The 22,496-nt window shown below is 62.7% G+C and carries 22 protein-coding genes; 7 read left to right on the top strand and 15 right to left on the bottom strand.

Annotation, left to right across the window (positions count from 1 at the left end; translation table 11 throughout):
* Position 1 precedes the first annotated feature (1 nt).
* Positions 2-937, top strand: a complete 936-nt coding sequence (locus tag FJ960_RS19505) for a DmsC/YnfH family molybdoenzyme membrane anchor subunit (protein WP_140716144.1) — start codon at positions 2-4, stop codon at positions 935-937.
* A gap of 3 nt (positions 938-940) precedes the next feature.
* Here the strand turns inward: FJ960_RS19505 and pdeM are convergent, their stop codons facing one another.
* The 5 genes from pdeM to FJ960_RS19480 form a co-directional block, all read right to left on the bottom strand.
* A complete protein-coding gene (pdeM, locus tag FJ960_RS19500) occupies positions 941-1,657 on the bottom strand; it encodes a ligase-associated DNA damage response endonuclease PdeM (RefSeq protein WP_140716142.1) in 717 nt (238 codons plus the stop codon).
* On the bottom strand, positions 1,654-4,188 hold the full coding sequence (locus tag FJ960_RS19495; RefSeq protein ID WP_140716140.1) for a ligase-associated DNA damage response DEXH box helicase: 2,535 nt from the start codon (positions 4,186-4,188) through the stop codon (positions 1,654-1,656). Before FJ960_RS19495 ends, pdeM begins: the two co-directional genes overlap by 4 nt.
* 66 nt (positions 4,189-4,254) lie before the next feature.
* Positions 4,255-5,115 (bottom strand): NlpC/P60 family protein, encoded by an 861-nt coding sequence (locus FJ960_RS19490; RefSeq protein ID WP_140716138.1) that lies wholly within the window; start codon positions 5,113-5,115, stop codon positions 4,255-4,257.
* Between the two features lie 30 nt (positions 5,116-5,145).
* Positions 5,146-5,496: a MarR family winged helix-turn-helix transcriptional regulator gene (locus FJ960_RS19485; RefSeq protein ID WP_140507608.1), complete on the bottom strand. Its 351-nt coding sequence runs from the start codon at positions 5,494-5,496 to the stop codon at positions 5,146-5,148.
* A gap of 70 nt (positions 5,497-5,566) precedes the next feature.
* A complete protein-coding gene (locus tag FJ960_RS19480) occupies positions 5,567-6,931 on the bottom strand; it encodes a M17 family metallopeptidase (protein WP_140716136.1) in 1,365 nt (454 codons plus the stop codon).
* A gap of 131 nt (positions 6,932-7,062) precedes the next feature.
* Between FJ960_RS19480 and FJ960_RS19475 the strand changes: the two genes are divergently transcribed.
* Positions 7,063-7,893, top strand: coding sequence for a tetratricopeptide repeat protein (locus tag FJ960_RS19475; protein ID WP_140716227.1), 831 nt, complete (start codon positions 7,063-7,065; stop codon positions 7,891-7,893).
* 83 nt (positions 7,894-7,976) lie between these two features.
* Here the strand turns inward: FJ960_RS19475 and FJ960_RS19470 are convergent, their stop codons facing one another.
* From FJ960_RS19470 to FJ960_RS19430, 9 genes are all read right to left on the bottom strand, one after another.
* Positions 7,977-9,002 (bottom strand): type II secretion system F family protein, encoded by a 1,026-nt coding sequence (locus tag FJ960_RS19470; RefSeq protein WP_140507611.1) that lies wholly within the window; start codon positions 9,000-9,002, stop codon positions 7,977-7,979.
* A gap of 9 nt (positions 9,003-9,011) precedes the next feature.
* Positions 9,012-10,025: a type II secretion system F family protein gene (locus FJ960_RS19465; RefSeq protein WP_140507613.1), complete on the bottom strand. Its 1,014-nt coding sequence runs from the start codon at positions 10,023-10,025 to the stop codon at positions 9,012-9,014.
* A gap of 29 nt (positions 10,026-10,054) precedes the next feature.
* Positions 10,055-11,554: a CpaF family protein gene (locus FJ960_RS19460; RefSeq protein WP_140716134.1), complete on the bottom strand. Its 1,500-nt coding sequence runs from the start codon at positions 11,552-11,554 to the stop codon at positions 10,055-10,057.
* Positions 11,555-11,577: 23 nt separating this feature from the next.
* Complete coding sequence (locus FJ960_RS19455) at positions 11,578-12,867, bottom strand: CpaE family protein (RefSeq protein ID WP_140716132.1); 1,290 nt, start codon at positions 12,865-12,867, stop codon at positions 11,578-11,580.
* A gap of 47 nt (positions 12,868-12,914) precedes the next feature.
* The gene (locus FJ960_RS19450) at positions 12,915-13,646 is read right to left on the bottom strand and encodes a CpaD family pilus assembly protein (RefSeq protein WP_140716130.1); all 732 of its coding nucleotides are present in this window, start codon (positions 13,644-13,646) and stop codon (positions 12,915-12,917) included.
* 14 nt (positions 13,647-13,660) lie between these two features.
* Positions 13,661-15,175: a type II and III secretion system protein family protein gene (locus FJ960_RS19445; protein WP_140716128.1), complete on the bottom strand. Its 1,515-nt coding sequence runs from the start codon at positions 15,173-15,175 to the stop codon at positions 13,661-13,663.
* Positions 15,172-15,981, bottom strand: a complete 810-nt coding sequence (gene cpaB, locus FJ960_RS19440; RefSeq protein WP_140507621.1) for a Flp pilus assembly protein CpaB — start codon at positions 15,979-15,981, stop codon at positions 15,172-15,174. The genes FJ960_RS19445 and cpaB overlap by 4 nt, the downstream gene beginning before the upstream one ends.
* 213 nt (positions 15,982-16,194) lie before the next feature.
* Positions 16,195-16,713, bottom strand: a complete 519-nt coding sequence (locus tag FJ960_RS19435; RefSeq protein ID WP_140507623.1) for a prepilin peptidase — start codon at positions 16,711-16,713, stop codon at positions 16,195-16,197.
* Between the two features lie 171 nt (positions 16,714-16,884).
* Positions 16,885-17,067, bottom strand: a complete 183-nt coding sequence (locus tag FJ960_RS19430) for a Flp family type IVb pilin (RefSeq protein ID WP_140507625.1) — start codon at positions 17,065-17,067, stop codon at positions 16,885-16,887.
* 357 nt (positions 17,068-17,424) lie between these two features.
* Here FJ960_RS19430 and FJ960_RS19425 point away from each other — a divergent pair, with 357 nt between their 5' ends.
* The 3 genes from FJ960_RS19425 to FJ960_RS19415 all read left to right on the top strand — a co-directional run bounded on the left by FJ960_RS19425 (position 17,425) and on the right by FJ960_RS19415 (position 19,232).
* On the top strand, positions 17,425-17,847 hold the full coding sequence (locus tag FJ960_RS19425) for a pilus assembly protein N-terminal domain-containing protein (RefSeq protein ID WP_027142008.1): 423 nt from the start codon (positions 17,425-17,427) through the stop codon (positions 17,845-17,847).
* A gap of 139 nt (positions 17,848-17,986) precedes the next feature.
* A complete protein-coding gene (locus tag FJ960_RS19420; protein ID WP_140716225.1) occupies positions 17,987-18,568 on the top strand; it encodes a TadE/TadG family type IV pilus assembly protein in 582 nt (193 codons plus the stop codon).
* Between the two features lie 40 nt (positions 18,569-18,608).
* Positions 18,609-19,232: a TadE/TadG family type IV pilus assembly protein gene (locus tag FJ960_RS19415; protein ID WP_140716223.1), complete on the top strand. Its 624-nt coding sequence runs from the start codon at positions 18,609-18,611 to the stop codon at positions 19,230-19,232.
* Positions 19,233-19,237: 5 nt separating this feature from the next.
* Here FJ960_RS19415 and FJ960_RS19410 read toward each other — a convergent pair whose 3' ends face one another.
* Entirely contained in the window at positions 19,238-20,158 is a 921-nt protein-coding gene (locus tag FJ960_RS19410) for a phosphate/phosphite/phosphonate ABC transporter substrate-binding protein (RefSeq protein ID WP_181174274.1), read from the bottom strand.
* A 202-nt stretch (positions 20,159-20,360) separates the two neighbouring features.
* On the opposite strand from FJ960_RS19410, the gene FJ960_RS19405 reads away from it, so the two are divergent.
* Both FJ960_RS19405 and mutM read left to right on the top strand, forming a co-directional pair.
* Positions 20,361-21,602, top strand: a complete 1,242-nt coding sequence (locus FJ960_RS19405) for a phosphopentomutase (RefSeq protein ID WP_140716124.1) — start codon at positions 20,361-20,363, stop codon at positions 21,600-21,602.
* On the top strand, positions 21,595-22,485 hold the full coding sequence (mutM, locus tag FJ960_RS19400; protein ID WP_140507631.1) for a bifunctional DNA-formamidopyrimidine glycosylase/DNA-(apurinic or apyrimidinic site) lyase: 891 nt from the start codon (positions 21,595-21,597) through the stop codon (positions 22,483-22,485). The genes FJ960_RS19405 and mutM overlap by 8 nt, the downstream gene beginning before the upstream one ends.
* Positions 22,486-22,496 lie beyond the last annotated feature (11 nt).

The raw sequence follows: 22,496 nt of genomic DNA, 5'->3' as shown, positions 1-22,496 counted from the left end.
CATGCATCCAGCTTTTTCGGTCGTCTTCTTCACCACCGCCACGGGTGCCGGCTATGGGCTGCTCGCGCTGCTCGGCGTGCTCGGTCCGCTCGGCTTCATCGCACCCGATTTCTGGCCGGGCTTCGTCGGCATGGGACTGGCGCTCGGCCTGATCGCCGCCGGCCTGTTGTCATCGACCGGTCATCTCGGCAGGCCCGAACGTGCCTGGCGGGCGTTCTCGCAATGGCGCAGTTCATGGCTGTCACGCGAGGGCGTTGCCTCGGTAACCACCTTCGTCCCGGCGGGACTGTTCGGCATCGGCTGGGTCCTTCTTGGCCGGGTCGATGGATGCGTCGCTGCTGCCGGACTTCTTGCCGCGATTGGCGCCATCGTCACCGTCTGCATGACCGGCATGATCTATGCCTCGCTGAAACCCATCGCCCAGTGGCACAGCCCCTACACCTTGCCCGGCTATCTCATCTACTCGGCGATGAGCGGCAGCGTGCTTCTGAACGCTGTGCTGCAAGCATTTTCTCTCGACTCGAAAATGCTTCTGACGGCTTCCGCGCTGCTCATCTTGCTCGGCTGGGGCTGGAAGCTGGCGACCTGGCGCCACAACGACCGGCTTGAAATCCCGACCAACGCCAACACCGCGACGGGGCTGACCGGTGGCACGGTGCAATCCCTGGAATGGCCGCATACAGAAGAAAACTACCTGCTCAAGGAAATGGGCTTTCGCATCGCGCGCAAGCACAGCGCGAAGCTGCGCCGGATCACGCAAATACTGGCCTTCGCTTTGCCCATCCTGCTGCTGATCGTCACCTTCGCGCTGCCTTGGCCCTTCGCGACGGCGTTCTCGGCGCTGGCCGCGATCGTCCAGTTCGCCGGCATGCTGGTCGAGCGCTGGCTGTTCTTCGCCGAGGCCAAGCACACGGTCATGCTCTACTACGGGCGATAGATCTCAGCCCGGCCTCAGCATCGAGCCTGAAATCGCGAAGATGCGCTCGGTGCCAAGCATGTAAGCCATCAACGACTCCAGGCGAAACAGCCCGGCATAGGCGCGGTCGAGCACATTGAGCGAGCCGGTATAGGCACCGAAGGCAGGCATGATCATGCGGCCGCCGTCGCCGGCAAAGCAGCGCCGCCGCACCGAGCGGCCTTGCTGCACAATACGGGCGCAGGGGTGGAGGTGGCCGGATATTTCGCCCTCGACCCGCACCTTCGATGGCTCATGCCGGAACAGCAGCGAGCCTATGGCCAGTTCCCGCACGGTTTCGCCGGGCAGGTCGGCGGGCGCTTCCGGATCGTGATTGCCGGCGACCCAGAACCAGTCGCGGCCTGCCATCAGCGCTTCCAGCCGTTCGCGAAAACTTTGATGCATGCGTTTGGCGCCGCCGCCGTCGTGAAAGGAGTCACCCAGGCTGATGACGATCGACGGCTGGTAATCCGATATCACCGCCTGCAGCCGCAGCAGGGTCGCGCCGGTATCGTAGGGCGGGATCAGCGTGCCGCGCCTTGCCAGCGACGACCCCTTTTCCAGATGCAGGTCCGATACTGTCAGCAGCCTGAGCTCGGGAAAATAGAGCACGCCGCGCGGATCGCAGACCGCACGTTCGCCGGCGATGCCTATCATGTCGGCCTCGGCGATCAGCGATGCGCGCGCCAGCGAAAAGTTCATTCGTCAACCATCCCAGACCCCATGGCCTCTTCGACCAGCGTCGCCGCATCCATCAGCAGCGTTTCATCGGCCTCGCCGTTCACCGGCATCTTGCCGATCTCAAGCATGATCGGCACGGCCAGCGGCGAAATCTGTTCGAGCGCCTTATGCATGATTCTACCCTGGATGCGCGAGAGCATGTCGGCAAGTCTGCTGACATCGAGCAGGCCGGTCGCCGCGTCGGCACGGGTCGCCTGAAGCAGGATGTGGTCCGGCTCATGGCTGCGCAGCACATCGTAAATCAGGTCGGTCGAAACGGTGACCTGCCTGCCGCTCTTCTCCTGGCCGGGGTGGCGTTTTTCGATCAGGCCCGAGATCAGCGCGCAATTGCGGAAAGTGCGCTTGAGAAGCCAACTGTCGGCCAGCCAGGCTTCGAGGTCGTCGCCCAGCATATCCTGGTCGAACAGCGCGCCGAGTGAAGGTTTCCTGGCTTTGAACATGGCGCCCATGTCGCCCAGCGACCATATAGCGAGCGCATAGTCGGTGGCGACAAAGCCGAGCGGCCTGGCGCCCGCCCTGTCGAGGCGACGGGTGAGCAGCATGCCAAGCGTCTGGTGCGCCAGCCTGCCCTCGAAGGGATAGGCGACCAGATAGTGGCGGTTGCCGCGCGGAAAGGTCTCGATCAGCAAATCGTCGCGCTTGGGCAGCATCGATTTGTCCGACTGGAACCGCAGCCAGTCGGCCACTTGCTCCGGCAGCTTCTTCCAGCGCTGCGGATCGTCCAGCATGATGCGGACCTGCTCGGCCAGATAGGTCGAGAGCGGGAACTTGCCGCCGCCATAATAGGGTACCTTGGCGTCGCTGCCGGGCGCGTTCGAGACGAAGCATTCATTCTCGCGGATACCTTCGAAGCGCAGTACCTTGCCGGCGAACATGAAGGTATCGCCATGCGTCAAGGTCTCGAGAAACGCCTCCTCGATCTTGCCGAGCACGCGGCCGCCGTGCGACGCCGCCCCTTTGCTGCCGGCCTTGACGTAACGCACGTTGAGCGCGGGCACCTCGATGATGGTGCCGACATTGAGCCTGTATTGCTGGGCGACGCGCGGATTGGAGACGCGCCACAGCCCGTCCTTGTTGAGGCGGATGCGGGCATAGCGCTCATAGTTCTTCAGTGCATAGCCACCGGCGGCTACGAAATCGATGACACGGTCGAAGGTCGGCCGATCGAGGCCGGCATAGGGTGCCGCCGTTCGTACCTCCTCGTATAGGTCATCGGCGCGGAACGGTGCGCCGCAGGCGCAGCCGAGCACATGCTGGGCCAGCACGTCGAGCCCGCCATTGACCAGTGGCGGCGTATCCTGCGCGCCGAGATAATTGGCGTCGAGTGCTGCCCGGCATTCCAGCACCTCGAAACGGTTGGCGGGAATCAGGATCGCCTTCGACGGCTCATCCATGCGGTGGTTGGCACGGCCGATGCGCTGCGCCAGCCGGCTGGCGCCCTTCGGCGCACCGACATGCACGACCAGATCGACATCGCCCCAGTCGATGCCGAGATCGAGCGTCGAGGTGGCGACGATGGCGCGCAGCGCGTTCTCGCCCATCGCCTTCTCCACGCGCCGGCGCTGGGCGACGTCGAGCGAACCATGGTGAAGCGCGATCGGCAACGTGTCCTCGTTGACGCGCCACAACTCCTGGAACAGCAGCTCCGCCTGGCTGCGCGTGTTGACGAACAGCAGGGTCGTCTTGTGGCGCTTGATCTCGCGGTAGATTTCCGGCGTGGCGTAGCGCGCCGAGTGCCCCGCCCACGGCACGCGCTCCTCGGAATCGAGGATCGAGATTTCGGGCTTCGCACCGCCCGTCACAGTGATCAATTCCGCCATGTCACTCCGCGGGTTCTGGCTGACCAGCCAGCGCCGCAATTCGCCCGGCTCGGCCACCGTCGCCGACAGCCCGATCGTCTGCAAGCCAGGGACAAAGCTGCGCAGCCGCGCCAGCCCAAGCGCCAGCAGATGGCCGCGCTTGGACGTCACCAGCGAATGCAATTCGTCGAGCACGACATAGCGCAGATCCTCAAAGAAGCGCCTCGCATCGCCTGCCGCGATCAGCAGCGCCAGTTGCTCCGGCGTGGTGAGCAGGATATCGGGCGGCGCAAGCTTCTGGCGCTGGCGCTTGTGGGCGGGGGTGTCGCCGGTGCGCGTTTCGATGGTGACGGGCAGACCGATCTCCTCGACCGGCTTGCCGAGATTGCGCTCGATGTCGACGGCCAATGCCTTCAGCGGCGAGATATACAGCGTGTGGATACCGCGCCGCGCCTGGCCTGGTTTTCGCCTCGGCCTGACGGCCAGTTCGGTCAGCGACGGCAGGAAGCCGGCCAGCGTCTTGCCGGCGCCGGTCGGCGCGATCAACAGCACAGATTGCCCGGCTTGGGCCTTCGCCAGGAGTTCGATCTGATGCGCGCGCGGCGACCAGCCTTTCTCGCCGAACCATTCTACGAATGGCTCGGGCAAGACGACGGCGGCATTCTGGTCTGCGAGGCGCGGCAGCTCGGTCACCCGCCAGAGGTAGCGCGGCGGCGCGCAACCGCCAAGCAGAATCGGAACAAAAGGGGATCGAAAGCCTTACGGCCGCCGGAACCCTGTCGGCGCGCCATAGAGATAACCGATGCGGGCGATGGCTTCCTTCAGCCCTTCGCGCGACGCCAGCATGGTGTGGCCGTTGGCGTGGATCATGGTCTCGGCGCCGGTCATGATGGCGACATGGCCTTTCCAGAACACAAGGTCACCACGTCGCAGCCCCGTATAATCGGGGCCGGGCTGAAGCGGCTCGCCGACCGAATTGGCCTGCATGTCGGAATCGCGCAGCACCTCCCTGCCGGCCATGCGCATTGCCAGTTGCACCAGGCCGGAGCAATCGATGCCGAAGCCGGAAACACCGCCCCAGAGATAGGGCGTGCCGAGAAACGTCTCGGCCACGGACACATAGTCGCCGGCCACTTCGCCGATCGGCTGCAGATGGCCAGCGATCAAGGCTTCACCGGAGGGCAGCAGTGCATAGTGCGTGCCGCGCGTTTCGGCGGCACCCGTCACGGTTACCGTCGATCCCATCGACAATTGCCCGGAAATCGGAAAGCGCAGATCGGGACCGGGATATAGGAACGTGCGCGGCACCGAGATGATGTGGGTGGGCGCATGGTCCCGCTCGCCCAACATGGCGTCGGCGACATAGCCGACATAGCCGTCTCGCTCGGCCTGGATCCAGGCCCAGCCCTCTCTATTCTCGAAAACCAGGACATCGTCGCCGAACAGAGCTTGCGTGTTGACGCCCGAATCCAGCGCCGGCGCCTTGCGGATATCGGCCACCGGGACCGAAATCCGCGCCGGCCGGCCCGCTACGAAACGGTCGGCAGCGACCTCTCCTTTCAACCGGGCATCGGCGAGATCGGAGCGGAAGGCGTGCAGGCGGGGGTCGTGGGCGGTCAAATCGGCAATCCAGTTAGATAGGAAAATTGTTCAGATCGGCAGGTCGTGGGCCTTGGCAATGATACCATCGCCGAAGCGCTCGACAAAGAGCGCGCCTTCGACAGTGCGCTTGATCAGGACGTTGCGCTTGTCGAGCTCGTCGCGATGACGCGACACCAGCTTCAGCGCGCCCATCGTGTCGAGGGCGCGCGTGATGACCGGCTTGGTGACGTTGAGGCGGGCGGCAAGACCGCGCACCGTATGCGGCGGCGGATCGAGATAGATGGTGAACAGAATTGCCGTCTGCCGCATGGTGAGATCAGGCGCATCCTCGCGCACCTGCGACAGCATCACTTGCTGCCACAGTCGCAAGGCCTGGCTCGGGCGCATCGCAATCGACATCGCGCCAGCATGACGGCAAATTGTTTCGGTTCCGTTTCAGTTTCTGCAATTTTCCGGCCCTGCTTGCGCATCAGCCATAGCGCGTCGACATGATCCGCTCCAACGCCCGGATGCCTTGCGCCTCGCCACCGGCAGGGCCGTAGGGGCGATCGGCGGGGTTCCAGGCGAAGATGTCGAAGTGGGCCCAGCTTGCCGTCTTCTCGACAAAGCGCTTGAGGAACAGCGCCGCCGTGATCGACCCGGCGAAACCGTCCGTGGTGACGTTGTTGATGTCGGCGATCTTCGACGACAGTTTCGCGTCGTAGGGCCGCCACAGCGGCATGCGCCACAGCGGGTCCTCGACCGCGATGGAGGCGGCCGCCAGCTCCGCGGCAAACGCCTCGTCATCGGTGTAGAAGGGCGGCAGGTCGGGACCCAGCGCGACGCGGGCTGCTCCGGTCAGAGTCGCCATGTCGACCAGGAGCTGCGGCTCCTCTTCGTCGGCAAGCGCCAGCGCGTCGCCCAGCACCAGTCTCCCTTCCGCGTCCGTATTTCCGATTTCGACTGATATGCCCTTGCGGCTCGCCAGCACGTCACCGGGGCGGAAGGCATTGCCGGCAATCGAATTCTCGACCGCGGGGATCAGCACCCGCAGCCGTACGTTGAGCCCGGCAGCCATGATCATAGAAGCCAGGCCCAGCACATTGGCCGCGCCGCCCATGTCCTTCTTCATCAGGAGCATGCCCGAAGAAGGCTTGATATCGAGGCCGCCCGTATCGAAGCAGACACCCTTGCCAACCAAAGTCACCTTCGGCGCGCCTTGCTGCCCCCATGTCATGTCGATCAGGCGCGGCGCATCGGACGACGCACGACCGACTGCGTGGATCATAGGGAAATTCTGTGTGAGCAGGTCGTCGCCCTTGATGACGGAGACTTCGGCCTTGTGGGTCCCAGCCAGGACCCGCACTGCCCTCTCCAGATCGTCCGGCCCCATATCGTTGGTCGGTGTGTTGACGAGGTCACGCGTCAGGAAAACGCCGTCGGCGATGCGGCGAACGCGCTGCGCATTGACGCCGGCCGGCAATTCGAAGCGCAGCGCCTTGCCCGGCTTCTTGCCATAGCGGGTAAAGACATAGCCGCCGAGCGCCAGCGCGACCGCCGCGAGTTCAGGCTCGGCCGGCGCCGAGGCGAAGTGCCAGTCGCCTTCCGGCAGGGTTTTCGACAGCGCGCCCAGACCGAGCGCGCCCTCACCGTCGCCAAGCCCGAACACGGCGCCGCCGAGCACTCCGTTCTCGCCCGGCACGACCAGCGTCCTGCCGGCCTCGCCGGAAAAACCGTTTGCCTTGGCCCAAGCGACAATAGATGGCGACAGACCGGCCGCGTCCAGCCCGTCCCTGGCGACCAGATGGATCGGCAGCGGGTTCTTCAGCTTGTTCTCGACCAGTTCCACGGACATCAGACGTTTCTCCTGCCGAACTCGCCCGAGTCGGCGTTTCTTAACCCTCCGTTAGGGTTAACAGAATATTTCTGCTGGAGGGAAGATGGCCACGCAATGGCCACGCGCATGAATGGAGGCCCAGGGTGCCGATGCCGACCAACCGCACGATAAACATCCGGGGAAAGCGGCTCGTCACCACGGCATTCATGCTGGCGCTTGCGGCAGGTGTCGCGGGATGCGCAACCGACAAGCTCACCACCGGCTCCATCGGACGCACCAGCGGCAAGCCGCTGGAGACGATGTCGGCGGGAGAATTGCACAACGCCAGTGCCGCTCTTGGCCAGTCCTATGCGAGGAACCCCACCGACAAGCGAATCGCCACCAATTTCGCGGCGGCGCTGCAGATGGATGGGGATGCCGACCAGTCGCTTGCCGTGATGCGCAAGCTGGCGATCGCCTATCCCAAGGACCGCGACGTACTCGCCGCCTATGGCAAGGCGCTGGCCGCCAACGGCCAGTTCGAGGCGGCGCTCGATGCGGTGCGCCGCGCACAGACGCCGGAATATCCCGACTGGAGGCTGGTGTCGGCGGAGGCGGCCATCCTCGATCAGACCGGCCAGAAGGACGAGGCGCGCCAACTCTACCGCAAGGCCCTCGAACTCAAGCCGAACGAGCCCTCGATCCTTTCCAATCTCGGCATGTCCTATGTGCTGGAAGGGGATCTGCGCACCGCCGAGACCTATATGCGGTCGGCCGCCCAGCAGTCGAACGCCGACAGCCGGGTGCGCCAGAACCTGGCGCTCGTCGTCGGCCTGCAGGGCCGTTTCGACGAAGCCGAGAAGATCGCCTCGCAGGAACTTTCCCCCGAACAGGCACAGGCCAACATCGCCTATCTCAGGCAGATGCTGGCCCAGCAGAACGCCTGGAGCCAGCTCAAGGACCAGGACAAGGCGAAACCGGCGAAAACCGCCACCAACTGATCGCCGCGAGCTTACCGCAAATCGTAAAAGCCGCGCTCGATTACAGCGCGGCTTTTTGTTTTCGCAGGCGGATTCTGCGTTGGCTACTGGCTGGTCGACGCGGCCGCCCCGGGATGATCGCCGAAGATACCGCGCTGGCTGACCTGGATGCCCGCCGGCCCCAGGATGATGGCGAACAGCACCGGCAGGAAGAACAAGATCATCGGCACGGTGAGTTTGGGCGGCAGGGCGGCCGCCTTTTTCTCGGCGGCGTTCATGCGCATGTCGCGGCTTTCGGCGGCGAGCACGCGCAGCGCGTGCGCTACCGGCGTACCGTAGCGTTCGGCCTGGACAAGCGCCTGCGACACAGACTTGACCGATTCCAGCCCCGTGCGGCTGGCCAGGTTCTCGTAAGCCTGCTTGCGCTCCTGCAGATAGGAGAGTTCGGCGTTGGTCAGGATGAATTCTTCCGCCAGGGCCACCGACTGCGCGCCGATCTCGTCGGCGACCTTGCGCAGCGCGGCTTCCACCGACATGCCGGACTCCACGCAGATGAGCATCAGGTCGAGCGCATCCGGCCACGCCATCTGGATCGACTGCTTGCGCTTGGTCGCGCGATTGTTGACGTAGAGGACCGGTGCGTAGAAGCCGCCATACGCAACCAGGACGCAGACGAACAGCCGGACCACCAATGGCTTGTCGGGCAATCCTCCGAGCACGAAAATATAGACCAGACCGAGCGCGAAGCCGACAAAAGGAAGCACCAGGCGGAAGAACAGAAAACGCGTTAGCGGATTCTGCCCGCGAAAGCCGGCAACCTTGAGCTTTTGCAAGGTGGCCTCGTCGGCCAACGCACGCCGCAGATCGAGCCGGTCGACAATGTTGCGCATGCCGACCGACTGTTGCTCGCGCAGACCCTTGCGGCGGCGATCGGCCTCGGTCGCAAGCCGCGCGCGCTGCTTGGCGCGAAGCTCATCGCGCTCCAGCGCGACCGATTTCATGCGCGCCTTGAGCTGGTTTCCGCCAAGCGCCGGGAGCAGCGTAAAGACAGTTGCGAACACGGCGATAGCGACCAGCAGCGCAATCAGGAAGCTAGGATCCGTCAGTGATTTGATGGCTTGTTCGGTCATGCCGCGGCCCTAGACTTCAAAGTTCATCATCTTGCGCATCACGAAGATGCCGATCGACATCCAGACGGCGGCGAAACCGAGTATCAAATGGCCGACGCTGGTCGTGAACAGCGGCATCAGATAGTTGGGACTGGAGAGATAGACGAGAAAGGCGACGATGAAAGGCAAGGCACCGATGATGGCGGCGGATGCTTTCGCCTCCATCGACAGTGCCGCGACCTTGGCCTTCATCTTCTTGCGGTCGCGCAACACGCGCGAAAGGTTACCTAGCGCCTCGGAGAGATTGCCACCGGCCTGCGACTGGATCTGGATGACGATGCCGAAGAAACTCGCCTCGGTGCACGGCATGGTTTCGGGCATGCGCAAGGTCGCGTCGGGGATCGACAGGCCCATCTGCTGCGAATCGACTATCCGGCGAAACTCGGCCTTCACGGGTTCAGGCGATTCATTGGCGATCAGGCGTATGGCGTCGTTCAGCGGCAGGCCGGACTTGACCGCCCGCACGATGATGTCGAGCGCGTTTGGAAATTCGTTGAGGAATGCCTTGACGCGGCGGGTACGACGAAAGGAGACGAACCAACGCGGCAGGCCGAGCGCTCCGGCGAGCAGCACACCGGGCAAGACAATCATCGGCGCTCCGGCCATGAACGCGACGATTGTCAGCGCGAGGCCGAATATGGCCGAATAGATATAGAAACGCTCGATCGGCACCTTCATCCCAGCCTGGCGAAGCTGGGCTTTCAGCGGCGGCTTCTTGACGGCGGTGTCCTTGGTCTTCTGCTTCTCGTCGAGTTCCTTCAGTGAATCCTGCACCGATTTGCGGCGCTTGGCGGCGTCCGCCGCGCGGTCACGGGTCGCCTTGACAACAGAACGGTCCGTCTCGGCGGCCTTGATCGTTTCAAGCCGCTTTCCAGCCTGTTTCTCATTGCTAATCTGGGTGAACAGGAATGCATAGGCGACCGCGCCGGCGCTGAAACCGGCGAGCACGACAAACGCCAATACGGTGCCGTCAATTCCAAACATCGACCAGAACCTTCACGCCCGCGGATGCGTCAGTCAGCACGTTTCTCCATAGCCTCGAGCGCTGTGGCGAGACGCTGCTCCTCGCCATAGTATCGGGCCCGCTCCCAGAAATGGGGGCGGCCGATGCCGGTCGAGACGTGTTCACCCAACAGCCTGCCGTTGGCGTCCTCGCCCTTGATGTTATAGAGGACAATATCCTGCGTGATGATGACGTCGCCCTCCATCCCGATTACTTCGGTGATGTGGGTGATGCGGCGCGACCCATCGCGCAGGCGCGCCGCCTGGATGATCACGTCGATGGAACCGACGACGATTTCGCGCACGGTTTTCTGCGGCAGCGAATAGCCGCCCATGGCGATCATGGACTCGATACGGTTCAGGCATTCGCGCGGGCTGTTGGAGTGGATCGTTCCCATCGAGCCGTCATGGCCGGTATTCATCGCCTGCAGAAGGTCGAAGACCTCGGGTCCGCGCACTTCGCCGACGATGATGCGTTCGGGCCGCATGCGCAGGCAGTTCTTGACCAGGTCGCGCATCGTCACCTCGCCCTCGCCCTCAAGGTTGGGCGGACGCGTTTCCAGGCGCACGACATGCGGCTGCTGCAGTTGCAGTTCGGCCGAGTCCTCGCAGGTGATGACGCGCTCATCACGGTCGATGTAGTTGGTCAGGCAGTTGAGCAATGTCGTCTTGCCGGAGCCGGTGCCGCCCGAGATGACGATGTTGCAGCGGACACGGCCGATGATCTTGAGAACTTCGGCCCCTTGCGGAGAGATGGCGCCGAACTTGACCAGTTGGTCGAGCGTCAGCTTGTCCTTCTTGAATTTGCGGATGGTGAGCGCGGTGCCGTCGATGGCCAGCGGCGGCGCAATGACGTTGACGCGCGACCCGTCGGGAAGACGGGCGTCGCAGATCGGGCTGGATTCGTCGACGCGGCGGCCGACCTGGCTGACGATGCGCTGGCAGATGTTGAGCAGCTGCTGGTTGTCGCGGAAGCGGATGTTGGTTTGTTCGACCTTGCCGTTGACTTCGATGTAGACGTTCTTGGACCCGTTGACCATGATGTCGGCGATGTCGTCGCGCGCGAGCAACGGCTCGAGCGGCCCATAACCGAGCACGTCATTGCAGATGTCCTCGAGCAGTTCTTCCTGCTCAGCGATCGACATCGCGAAGTTCTTGATCGCGATGATATCGTTGACGATGTCGCGGATTTCCTCGCGGGCGCTTTCGGGATCGAGCTTGGCGAGTTGCGACAGGTCGATCGTATCGATGAGGGCCGAGAAAACCTGGCTCTTGGTATCGTAGTAGGTTTCGCTCTTTTCGCGGCCTCTCCTCGGTTCCGGCGCCATCGGCGGCGCCTCGACCGCGCGCCTGGCCGGTGGCGCGACAGGCGCGCTCGGCTGAGGCGTGGCCGCGGGCCGGGCAAGAACCGCGGTGTCCGCCGAGACCGCGGCGGCCGGCGCGACCGGTGCCGGCTGGCGAAATTCCGGCGTGAACCGATTGCCGTCGTCGTTGCCTCTTTTACCGAACATGACCGACTACCGACCCCATTGCGTCACTTCTTGTTGCGCGAGAGCTTGCCGAGCAGACTGCCCAGGCCAGCCTTCTTTTTCGCTCTGATTTCGCTGCGGCCGGTCAGCACATGAGCAATCTCGTTGATGGTGGCCACAACCGGGTTCTTGGCATCCATCTCGCCCAGCATGCGTCCGTTGTTTGCGGCATTGCCGAACAGCAAGGGATCAAAGCCGATGACCGACATCGGTGTCAGGCCGAGCGGCTCGGCGAAATCGGATGACGATATCTCCGGCCGCTTCGGCACGCCGGCCTGGTTGATGATCAATTTCGGCGGCGGGTCGTTCGGGCGAAGCCGCTTCAACATGTCGACCAGGTTCTTGGTGTTGCGCAGATTGGCCAGTTCCGGCGTTGCCGTGATGACGATCTCGTCGGCCTTGACCAGCGTGTTCTTGGCCCATCCCGTCCAGACATGGGGAACGTCGAGCACAAGGATCGGCACGCTGCGCTGCGCGGTATCGACAAGCTGCGCGAAGGCATCGGGATCGAAGTCGTAGACGCGTTCCAGCGTCGAGGGCGCCGCGAGTAGCGACAGATGCTCGGCGCATTGGGTCAGCAGCCGGTCGAGATAGACTTCGTCGATACGCTCGGGCGAGAACACGGCCTCGGCGATGCCCTGGGCAGGATCCTGATCGAAATTGATGTTGGCGGTGCCGAAGGCGAGATCGAGGTCAGCGACAACGACCTCGGATTTGAACAGGGAGGACATTGCCCAGGCAACATTGTGGGCGATCGTGGAAGAGCCGACGCCGCCCTTGGCGCCGACGAAGGCGACCGAGCGGCCAAGCGGTTCAGCTTCCGGATCGACGAAGATCGACGACACGACGCTGACGACGTCGGCCATCGACACCGGCGCGATGACGTATTCGGAGATGCCGGAACGGATGAGTTCGCGATAGAGGCCAACATCATTGTAGTGACCGATCACCACCACTTTCGAGGATGGATCGCAGTATTCCGAGAGCTGGGCGAGTTGCTCCAGCAGTTGCTTGGGTTCGCTGCGCGATTCCAGCAGGATCAGGTTCGGTGTCGGCGCCGACTGGTAGAACTCGATGGCGGTGGGAACGCCGCCCATATGGACTTTGAGGTGCGCCTTGGTCATGCGGCGGTCCTCGCCGGCGCGCTGGACCGGATTGGCAACGCCCTCCGTCTCGCAGAATGCCTGGATCGAAATACGCGGAACCGGCCGCAACGCCTGCATCGCGGCAACGTCCTGCGGCGAGGTGTCACCGCCCTCCACGGTGGCGTCATAGGCAAGGTTGCTCATGGTCATGCTCTTTCCGTTGCCTGATCGTGGCGTCGCTTCTTTCCGAGGGCGGCTTAGTAAGTCACTTCCGAGTTGCCGAGTAATTCATCCGAAATGCCCCTGTCTTGGTAGACACCGATGGCTTTGCTGCGATTTGCCGCATCAATAGTGGTAGACTTGCGCGGCCCGAGAAGATCGCCTGGATTGGCCATCTGGGCGGCAAGATTGTTCTGATAGGAGCAGCCGAAATCGGCGTAGTGCTTGTTCTCCGACGTTTCCACCAGGTCGGCGGGCCAACGTCCGCATTTGTCGGTCTGTGCCCTCACCGCGATGTAGGAGACGCGAACCGGGGCTGATGCCTCGCTCGATCCAGCCTGATAGGAGACCACGACGACCCGGTCGCGTTTGATGCCGGCGGCGACCGCGAGCCGGGCGAAATCGCGGCCGGCCGCCGTCGCGGCGACTTCGTTGGCCGATCCGCTTGGAATCTGGATCGTCAATGCCGGAGCGGCACTCTTGTCATAGCCGTCGAGGAAACCCAGGAGCGTGTCGCGCTGCGAGCCGGTCATGCCGCGGTCGCCGGCGCCGACAGGAAGATCGATCTTCTGGTTCTTCTCCGCGATGACGATTGGATGATTGGTGCGATAGTCGTCGGGGATGGCGCCGACGGTAATGCTGTCGCGGTGGGCACAACCGGCCAGCAGAGCCGATACCGCCACCGCCATGATCGGAAGGACCCGCAGGCTTATCCGAGAACGGCCGGAGCGCATCGCCATGGTCCTTGCCTTCAATGCTGACTGAGACATGTCTGCTTTCCCGTTCACTTGTAGATGAAGCCGACAACGCCGTGATAGCGGCCATTGGGCCTGTCGGTCTGCATGGTGCCGTAGACGCGATTGACACGCCCAAGGAACATGCCCGCCCCGTCGCTCGGAGGGTTGAAATTGTCGTCCGGCTTGGCGAGATCGTTGCGTGCCACGGGTTTCACCAGATAGGGCGTGATGATGATGACGAGCTCGGTCTCGTTGCGCACGAAATCCCTGCTGCGGAAGAGCGCGCCGAGCACAGGAATCTTTGTCAGTCCAGGCAAGCCGTTGACGGCTTGCCTGACATCGTCGCGAACCAGGCCGGCGATCATCATGGAGCCGCCCGAGGGCAGTTCGACGGTCGTATCAGCAAGGCGCTTGCGCAGTGACAGGGCATTCATGCCGATACTCCGATTGTCCGTGGATGCCGAGACGGACCCCTCGGTTGTCGGCTCGGAAACCGAGGTCCTGACTTTCAGGCTTATCCGGCCGGGCGATAAAACCACCGGCTGAAATTCCAATCCGATTCCGTACTCGATCTTATCGACGGAATAGGTCTTCAAACCGGTCTGGTTGTCTTGCGATACATTCGCGGAGACGTTGGTCACCATGTTGTATTCGCCACCCACCTTGAACGTCGCCTTCTCACCAGATACGGCGGTCAGGGTCGGTTCGGCCAACGTCTTCATGACCCCCGACTGCTCCATGGCGTTTATGTATGCCTGGAGTGCGGAGGAGCCGATGCTTAGGCCAGCGTTCGACAACGGCTTTCCGAGACCAGTGAAAGGGTCACTGAGCGCGCCATAGCTGATGCCGTTGCTGCCGCCGCTGCCGACCATATTGACACCGAGCTGCTTCATCACGGAGCGGCTGACTTCGGCCACCGTCACCTTCAGCGTGACCTGATCGTCTCCGATGATCTGCAGCAGATTGACGATTTGGCTGACGCGGCGCTCCTGGTCCGGGTTGTTGATGTCGACACCGCTCTGGGCCGAGCCGCCGGCAGCGGTCTGCGAATATTGTCCCGTCGTTGCTTCACCGCCGGATACAAACATATTTGCCAGCTGTTCGGCGCGCTTAGCATCCAAGGGAGTATCGACGGTGCCGGTCAGAACCACGTTGTCGTTGAGCAGTTCCACCTTGACGGCCGAGGTCGGAATGAAGCGCCTGATATAGTCCTCCAGGCCGGCGACGTCGCGCTCGATGGCCAGGTCCAGGCTGGCGATCTGTTCGCCGTTCGGCCCAAAGACGAAGATGTTGGTTTCGCCGACCGCCTTGCCGAAGAGGTAGATACGCCTTGCGGTGCGGGTCACCGCATCGGCAACGGAGGGATTGGCGACAAGAATGTCGTAGGCATCGCTCGGCAGGTCTATAACCACCGATTTGTTGAGGCCAAGCTTGACGCGCTGGGTGGCTGTCGTGGCCGACACCTTAGTGCTCTTCGCCTCGACGCCCTGCACATTCGCTCCGACGAGCAAAAGGCCGAGTGCCATGGCCACGATTGCCGGCAGTTTAGCGCTTAGCCTCATTTCCTTGCCCCTACTTCGGAGACTTCGCCCGACTTGATCAGCCTCACCGTTCCCCGGCGGCCATTGCCGGAAACGAGATAGTCGGCCTCGTCCACATTCTTTTCCTGGGTGTCCGTGATCGCCCGCAGCGCCAGCGTCAGGCGATCCGCCATCTGTTGGGCGACGGTGATGATCTCCGCCTGTTTGGGTGTCAGCTCCAGCGTGGCGGTCTGGCCCACCCTGGTCTTCTTGCCTTCCTCGTCTTCCTGGATGGTCTGGTCGATTGCCAGGACGCGGATATTCTTCAGGATGGTCTCGGTGCTGAATCCGGCCCCGGTGTTGGCATCGGCCCTGCGGGTCATGATGACGTCGACGAAATCGTTGGGAAGGATGAAGCCGCCGGCCGAAGTGTCCGCCGATATTGTCGTTGCGACCGCCCGCATGCCGGACGGCAGGATGGACGACATGAAGCTTTGTCCCTCGCCGATCAGCTTGGAGCGCCGCACGGGCTCGCCGGCATACATCGGCACACGAGCAATCGACCCTTTCAGCTTCTCCAGGGCATCGGGGGCTGTGGCCTTGGTGATGAAATTCGCGTTGATGCCGTCAGCAGGCCAGGATTGCCAGCCTATGTTGTTCTCGAGCGCGTTGCCCATTGCGACATCGCCCGAGAGCACAAGCACGTCCTGCAGGGCCACCGCGGGGGCCTGGGGGCCAGAATCGACGACGACCTGAGGCGGCGGAGCGACCATGTTTTTCGCGACATAGCCAGCACCGCCCGCCGCGGCCACCGCCACGCTCAGAATAATCAATCGGGATGCTGGCATCTGTCCGAACCCTCGCCCTTGGCAAACCAACCTAGCCAAGCCGGACTTTGCAGCGGCAATCGTCAAAACAAGGTTAATGCAATGCTTACGATCGTGATTAATTTAAGGTTTATATAAATTAGAAAAGATTACGCCGTGAGGCGCGGAAATGCTGGGCCGCCGCTCCGCAAAGCCGGCGTGCAAGGCATATCGGCCGACGAAAATTTAATGAATTCAGCTCGCCAGCCTTGCCAGCGCCCACACCATCAAGGGGGAATCGGGATAGGTCAGCAGGCCACCCAGGCCGAGCGCGATCCCGTAGGGAACACCGGCTGATTCTTCCGCAAAATGACGCAGGAATGGATTGCGTCCGGTGAACATCGCCAGAGGCGATTTCCGGTAAAACAGGATCGCGATTGTCAGAAGGCCGCCGATGATTGTCGAAGCGACAAGATATTCGACGAGATGGACGTTGAGCCCCATCCACACGGCCGTGGCGGCCAGCAGCTTGGCGTCGCCACCGCCCATGCCACCCAAGGCGAACAGACCGAATGTCACGGCCAGGACAATGGCGCCGGCGGCGAAATGCCAGCCGTAAGCCGCCCATTCCATGCCCGTCAGCGGCGCCACCAGCGCGAAGACGGCGACAAGCAGCACCGGCACGCGATTGGCGATCGTCATCGACAGCATGTCGGAGATCGCTGCAAACAGCATGCAGAACGGAAAGACGACGAAGATCAGGGCTTCAAGCATCGGGGCTATGCCTATTGTCGGATTCCACGGGGCTCAATCTATGCATGTTCGATTAACGATTGATGAGGCCCGAACGAAAAGACGACTGGTATTGGCAGCGGCATAGAACAAGGGCCGCAACGCGGCGGCCCTTGTTCAGAATGCAGTCCGAGTGTTTAGCAATACGACAGATTAGCTGCCGCTGCCTGCGGTGTTCATCGCGGTACCGATAGTGGTAAACTTAGCATTGATTGCATTGCCGAGGGCGCCGGCGCCGGTGATGATGGCAAGCGCGATGAGAGCGGCGATCAGACCATATTCGATAGCGGTCGCGCCGGATTCGTCCTTCACGAAACGTGCGATGAGATTAGACATTCGAGAGCTCCTACTCCACGTGTTACAGCACTTCCGTCAACTTCTGTGATGGTTGATCGGATGCTGGCAATCTAGGGAGAAGCTCTTTCAATCGGCTTAATAAACAGCCTTACCGATTCCTTTCCCGGCTCGAACCGAGTGCGTGGTTAACTCCACACTAAGCGCTGGCTAATATTCCGTTTCGCGGGTCAACGCCGTAAAAGGCAAGGGCTTGGGGAAGCTTGCGAGCCCTGCACGCATCGGGCCATGCGGTAGCCATGCCGACCGCTACGTCCGGCGGCGGCAAGCCGACTTAACCGTTGGTTCACCAATCTCGTTCATGTTCCGTTGAACAGTCCGCTTGCGTGGAGCGCCTTGATGGCCGTGCCGAAATCCTCAATCCTGATTGCCGCGCTTCTTGTCGCCGCCAGCTTGATTACGCCCGCCAGGGCTGGCGCCGACATCGAGGTCACCATGAATCAGGCCAAGATCGTGAAACTGTCGCGCCCCGCCGATACGATCGTCGTGGGCAACCCGGCAATTGCCGACGCTTCCGTCCAGGATGCCTCGACGATCGTGCTCACCGGCAAGGGTTTCGGTGTCACCAATCTCGTCGTCCTCGACCCGGACGGCAGCCCGATCGTCGACGCACAGGTTACCGTGGTCCGCCAGGCAGCCTCGTCGGTTCGCATTTACCGGCGCGCGGATGTCCAGACCATGTCGTGCACACCCTATTGCGAAAGCTCCTACAAGAGCGAGGCGGAGAAATCGTCCGAAGCCGAGATGAACCTCAGCAAATAGGCTGCACCGAGTGCGCCATGGCCCAGGTTACCGCCTGGTTAAAACGCCCGCGCCGACTTTAACGATCATTCAAACCGGACCTCAATTGGTTTGCGCTAGTGGACCTGTCAGCACCGTCCAGGGATGGCAGGAACATCGCATGAGCATGGAATTCAGCTCGACAGGTCAGCACAAGATGGAGCGCACCAGATCTTTCAGGCGCTTCGTGCGCGACCGGCGCGGCAGCACTGCGCTGGAGTTCGCGCTGCTTGCAATGCCGTTCGCACTCCTGGTGTTCGCCATCCTCGAAAGCTGCATCTCGTTTGCCAGCCAGGAGGTGATGGCCAACATCACTGACGATGTCGCACGCCGGCTGCGCACCGGCCAGTTGAGGGCCGCCGACATCGCCGGAGATAGTTTGAAGAACATGATCTGCGACAAGCTGGAAATCATCGTTTCCCAGGATTGTCCCAATCAGTTGAGCGTCGATCTTCGCCAGTACACGGCGTTCGCCGACGCGGCTTTGGCCGGCTTCAGGATTCAGGGCGGTGACATCAAGCTGACGAACAGCGGCGCCGATGTGCCCTTTACCATCACGGCGGGTGCGGCGGAATCAAAGAACATGCTGCGGGTCTTTTACAAATGGCCGATCATGACCGACCTGATGGCGCAATCGATGGGGGGTAACAAAACCCTGCATTTCGCTTCAGTGACCTGGCAGAACGAGCCGTTCGACAATTGAGACTATCACGCAAGCACCAACAAGAAAAAAGGCAATGAGTATGATGCGTGCGGGGGCACATCTGGGAATTGCAGGGCTCTGGGCCAAATCGGTCAGGTTCTGGTCCAATCGCCGCGGCGTCGCGGCGGTCGAGTTCGCGCTTATCGCGCCTATCCTGCTGGTCATGTATTTCATGACCTTGGAGGCTTCGCAGGCCATCGAGACAAGCAAGAAGGTCAGCCGTGTCGGCAGCATGGTCGCCGACCTCGTGACGCAACAGCCGAGCATCGTCAAGGCGGACCTCGATGCCATCATGAAGATCGGCAGCGTAACCCTTCAACCCTACAACCGCTCGACGCCGAACATCACCATCACGGCCATACAGATCACCACCGAAGCCACGCCGAGGGTGCTGGTGGTGTGGTCGCGCAAGGTGGTCAACGGTGTGAACGGCGTCGGAGCCACCGCTGGCACCGCGACCACGGTTCCGGCAACGCTCAGGGTCGCCGGCACCTTCCTCATCCGCGTCGAGAGCAATCTCAACTATTTGCCGATCATCGGCTGGACGACGGACAGCCAGCAGAAGCTTGGAATGACCCCATCTCTCACAACGACGATCCCGATGGGCGGAACCTATTTTCTGCGCCCCCGCAGGAGCGTCACGATTCCTTGCGGCGACTGCTGAAGACCTTATCGCCGCCCACCATCGACCGACACCAGGCGCACGATGGCCTCCGCCGGGGCATAATCTTTTGAAACCACGGGCATGAAGCCGCCGGCATGCTTCGATTCCAGAAGATCGTAGACATCCGGCGTCGTCGATTTGAGGTTGGTGAGGAACACGGTCAGCCGACGCTTGGCTTCCGGATCGAGATCGCTGCGCACCGCATGGGGACCGTATCTCAGCAGACCCGACGTCCACACAACCTGGAGGGCCGACGCCGAAAGGCCTGATGCCTCGAGCCTTGCCTGCGTGCCCCCTGACAGCCGCGGCTGGCCGTCGGCCGCTGCCCTCACCCAGCCGAACATGGCGTCGGCCTCGCCGTCGACGAGCATGGTTTCGGCCGCCGACGCCGAAGGGGCATGGACAAGAAACCGTGCATCTTCGGCGATCTCGACGTGTTCGGCAGCCAACCCCGCCAAGGGCAAAAGAGAACCGCCGACGCTATCCGGCGCCGATATGGCGACCCGGTGGGTCTCCATATCGGCCAAGCCGCGCAGTTTACCATCCCTGGTCAGCAGTACCGAGCGGATGCCGGCCACACCGTCGGAATCGACCGGAGCCACGAGCGGCTCGATGCATCCGCAGCGTTGCAGCGCCGTGGCGTAGGCGGTCGCCGAATAGATGGCGTATTCGATCCGTGCATTGGCCTGTCCCTCGATCAGTGCCGCATAATCGTGGGCAACGACGAACTCGATCTTCATGCCGAGCGCATTGGTAAAGGCTTGCGTCAACACCGCCAGCCCCGGAACGGTGTTGCCGGCGCCGGGCTCGGCGACGATGCCGATGCGAAATGTGCCTATATCATCGCGCCAGTCTGCCCACGCCGGTCCGCACCAGAACGCGTTCACCGCCATCAAGGCGGTCCATGCCTTGAGCGCAGTCGACAGGACCGTCCCGCCTCTTGTTCCGTCCATGGATCCCTCGTCACAACACCCGATCGTTGTGTGAATCTCGTTGCCAAGACCGCCGGGCACATTGGGGCGACATGGAGTTGACTATCGCGCCAAGCCGTTGCCGTTTGGTTTCCGAATTGCCAAGGCCGCCGCGGAACCCTATGTCTGGGTGTCCACACTGGCAACAAATAACCCGATGGCGCGTGCTTTCCTCTTCGTCCTGGATTCCTTCGGCATCGGCGGCGCGGCCGACGCTGAAAGCTATGGCGATGCCGGCGCCAACACGCTGGCGCACATCGCCGAAGCCTGCGCCGAAGGGCGCGCGGATCGCGAAGGGCTTCGTCAGGGACCGCTGTTCGTCCCCCATATGGCATCGCTGGGACTTGGCAAGGCGGCCGAGACCGCGACAGGACTGGGGTTTACGCATTTCGGGACGGACCTGCTCGCCAATGCCTTCCACGGCGCGGCGCAAGAGATTTCGCGCGGCAAGGACACGCCTTCCGGCCATTGGGAGATCGCAGGCCTGCCGGTGCGCTTCGACTGGGGTTATTTCCCGGACACGGTTCCCGCCTTCCCGGCCGACCTGACCGAGGCGATCATCCGCGAGGGCAAGGTGCCCGGCATTCTCGGCAATTGCCATGCGCCGGGTACCGAGATCATCGAGCGGCTCGGCGAGGAACATATCCGCACCGGCAAGCCGATTTGCTACACGTCGGTCGATTCGGTCCTGCAGATCGCCGCGCATGAGGTCCATTTCGGCCTGGAGCGGCTCTATGAATTGTGTCAGGTGGTGCGCCGGCTGGTCGACCCGCTGAGGATCGGACGGGTGATCGCGCGCCCCTTCGTCGGCGAGACATCAGCCACGTTCGAGCGAACCTACAATCGCCACGACTACGCCGTGCCGCCACCCGAGCCGACATTGCTCGACCGGCTGACGGCGCGCGGCAGCCGCGTCGTCGCCGTCGGCAAGATCGGCGACATCTTCGCCCATCGCGGGATCTCGCAAGTTCGCAAGGCCGCGGGCAACATGGCCATGTTCGACCAGGCGCTGGTCGCGATGGACGAGGCCACCGACGGCGATATCGTCTTCGCCAATTTCGTCGATTTCGATACCGAATTCGGCCATCGCCGCGACGTCGCCGGTTATGCCGCCGCGCTCGAGGCCTTCGACCGGAGACTGCCGGAGGCCTTCGCGAAGCTGAAGCAGGGCGACCTTCTCATCCTGACCGCCGATCACGGCAACGATCCGACCTGGCGCGGCACCGACCATACGCGTGAACGCATTCCGGTCATCGGCACTGGACCCGGCCTCAAAGGCGGCGACATAGGGCTTAGGGCGACATTTGCCGATATCGGCGAGACCGTTGCCGAACATCTCGCGTTGACGCGCGGCCGCAACGGCATATCCTTTTATGCCTCGATTGGCGGCCATGCCTGAATTACCCGAAGTCGAAACGGTCCGGCGCGGTCTGCGGCCGGTCCTGGAAGGTGCCCACCTGGCCGAGGTCGAGATGAGACGGCCCGACCTGCGGTTCCCCTTCCCCGAACGGTTTTCGGAGCGGCTGACCGGCAGGACGATCACGGCGCTTGGACGGCGGGCCAAATATCTGACCATGCATATGCTGGGCGGTCCGGTGCTGATCTGCCATCTCGGCATGTCCGGCTCCTTTCGCATCGAGACCGGCGACGACGACGAGACACCTGGCGTGTTCCACCATGAGCGCTCGAAAAGCGCGGCACACGATCATGTCGTGTTCCATGTCGTTTCCGCGGCCGGCAGGCGGTCACGTGTGATCTTCAACGATCCGCGCCGCTTCGGTTTCATGCTGTTTGCGCAAGAGCCGCCGGAGACGCATCCGATGCTCGCCGGACTGGGCGTCGAACCGACCGGCAATGCACTGGACGGCGTTCTGCTTGCCTCGTTGCTGAAAGGCCGCAGCTCGCCGCTCAAGGCAGCGCTTCTCGACCAGAGGCTGATCGCCGGCTTAGGCAATATATATGTCTCGGAGGCGCTCTGGCGCGCCGGCCTGTCACCGCGACGTGAGGCGGGCACCATCGCCAGGCCAGGCAAGAAGGCCAGGGAACAAAGCGAACGCCTCGCCGAGGCGATCCGCTCGGTCATATCAGATGCCATCGCGGCCGGCGGGTCTTCACTGCGCGACTATATGCACACCGATGGATCGCTGGGTTATTTCCAGCATTCCTTCGCCGTCTACGACCGCGAGGGTGAGCCTTGCCCCAAGCCTGGCTGCGGCGGCCATGTCGAACGTATCGTGCAGAGCGGTCGCTCGACCTTCTATTGCCGGACCTGTCAGACGTGAGCTAGACCGGT

The organism is Mesorhizobium sp. B2-3-11 (assembly GCF_006442215.1).
Classification (GTDB): Bacteria; Pseudomonadota; Alphaproteobacteria; order Rhizobiales; family Rhizobiaceae; genus Mesorhizobium; species Mesorhizobium salmacidum.
This window is presented reverse-complemented; position numbering and strand designations above follow the sequence as displayed.

Excerpts from the sequence above, each read along its gene's own strand:
- mutM (WP_140507631.1), top strand. The coding sequence starts at position 21,595 with ATGCCTGAATTACCCGAAGTCGAAACGGTCCGGCGCGGTCTGCGGCCG.
- FJ960_RS19430 (WP_140507625.1), bottom strand. The coding sequence starts at position 17,067 with ATGTCTAATCTCATCGCACGTTTCGTGAAGGACGAATCCGGCGCGACC.
- FJ960_RS19470 (WP_140507611.1), bottom strand. The coding sequence starts at position 9,002 with ATGACCGAACAAGCCATCAAATCACTGACGGATCCTAGCTTCCTGATT.
- FJ960_RS19460 (WP_140716134.1), bottom strand. The coding sequence starts at position 11,554 with ATGTTCGGTAAAAGAGGCAACGACGACGGCAATCGGTTCACGCCGGAA.
- FJ960_RS19505 (WP_140716144.1), top strand. The coding sequence starts at position 2 with ATGCATCCAGCTTTTTCGGTCGTCTTCTTCACCACCGCCACGGGTGCC.
- FJ960_RS19485 (WP_140507608.1), bottom strand. The coding sequence starts at position 5,496 with ATGTCGATTGCGATGCGCCCGAGCCAGGCCTTGCGACTGTGGCAGCAA.
- FJ960_RS19420 (WP_140716225.1), top strand. The coding sequence starts at position 17,987 with ATGAGCATGGAATTCAGCTCGACAGGTCAGCACAAGATGGAGCGCACC.
- FJ960_RS19475 (WP_140716227.1), top strand. The coding sequence starts at position 7,063 with ATGCCGACCAACCGCACGATAAACATCCGGGGAAAGCGGCTCGTCACC.
- FJ960_RS19465 (WP_140507613.1), bottom strand. The coding sequence starts at position 10,025 with ATGTTTGGAATTGACGGCACCGTATTGGCGTTTGTCGTGCTCGCCGGT.
- FJ960_RS19450 (WP_140716130.1), bottom strand. The coding sequence starts at position 13,646 with ATGTCTCAGTCAGCATTGAAGGCAAGGACCATGGCGATGCGCTCCGGC.
- FJ960_RS19455 (WP_140716132.1), bottom strand. The coding sequence starts at position 12,867 with ATGACCATGAGCAACCTTGCCTATGACGCCACCGTGGAGGGCGGTGAC.
- cpaB (WP_140507621.1), bottom strand. The coding sequence starts at position 15,981 with ATGCCAGCATCCCGATTGATTATTCTGAGCGTGGCGGTGGCCGCGGCG.
- FJ960_RS19445 (WP_140716128.1), bottom strand. The coding sequence starts at position 15,175 with ATGAGGCTAAGCGCTAAACTGCCGGCAATCGTGGCCATGGCACTCGGC.
- FJ960_RS19415 (WP_140716223.1), top strand. The coding sequence starts at position 18,609 with ATGATGCGTGCGGGGGCACATCTGGGAATTGCAGGGCTCTGGGCCAAA.
- FJ960_RS19405 (WP_140716124.1), top strand. The coding sequence starts at position 20,361 with ATGGCGCGTGCTTTCCTCTTCGTCCTGGATTCCTTCGGCATCGGCGGC.
- pdeM (WP_140716142.1), bottom strand. The coding sequence starts at position 1,657 with ATGAACTTTTCGCTGGCGCGCGCATCGCTGATCGCCGAGGCCGACATG.
- FJ960_RS19425 (WP_027142008.1), top strand. The coding sequence starts at position 17,425 with ATGGCCGTGCCGAAATCCTCAATCCTGATTGCCGCGCTTCTTGTCGCC.
- FJ960_RS19435 (WP_140507623.1), bottom strand. The coding sequence starts at position 16,713 with ATGCTTGAAGCCCTGATCTTCGTCGTCTTTCCGTTCTGCATGCTGTTT.
- FJ960_RS19480 (WP_140716136.1), bottom strand. The coding sequence starts at position 6,931 with ATGTCCGTGGAACTGGTCGAGAACAAGCTGAAGAACCCGCTGCCGATC.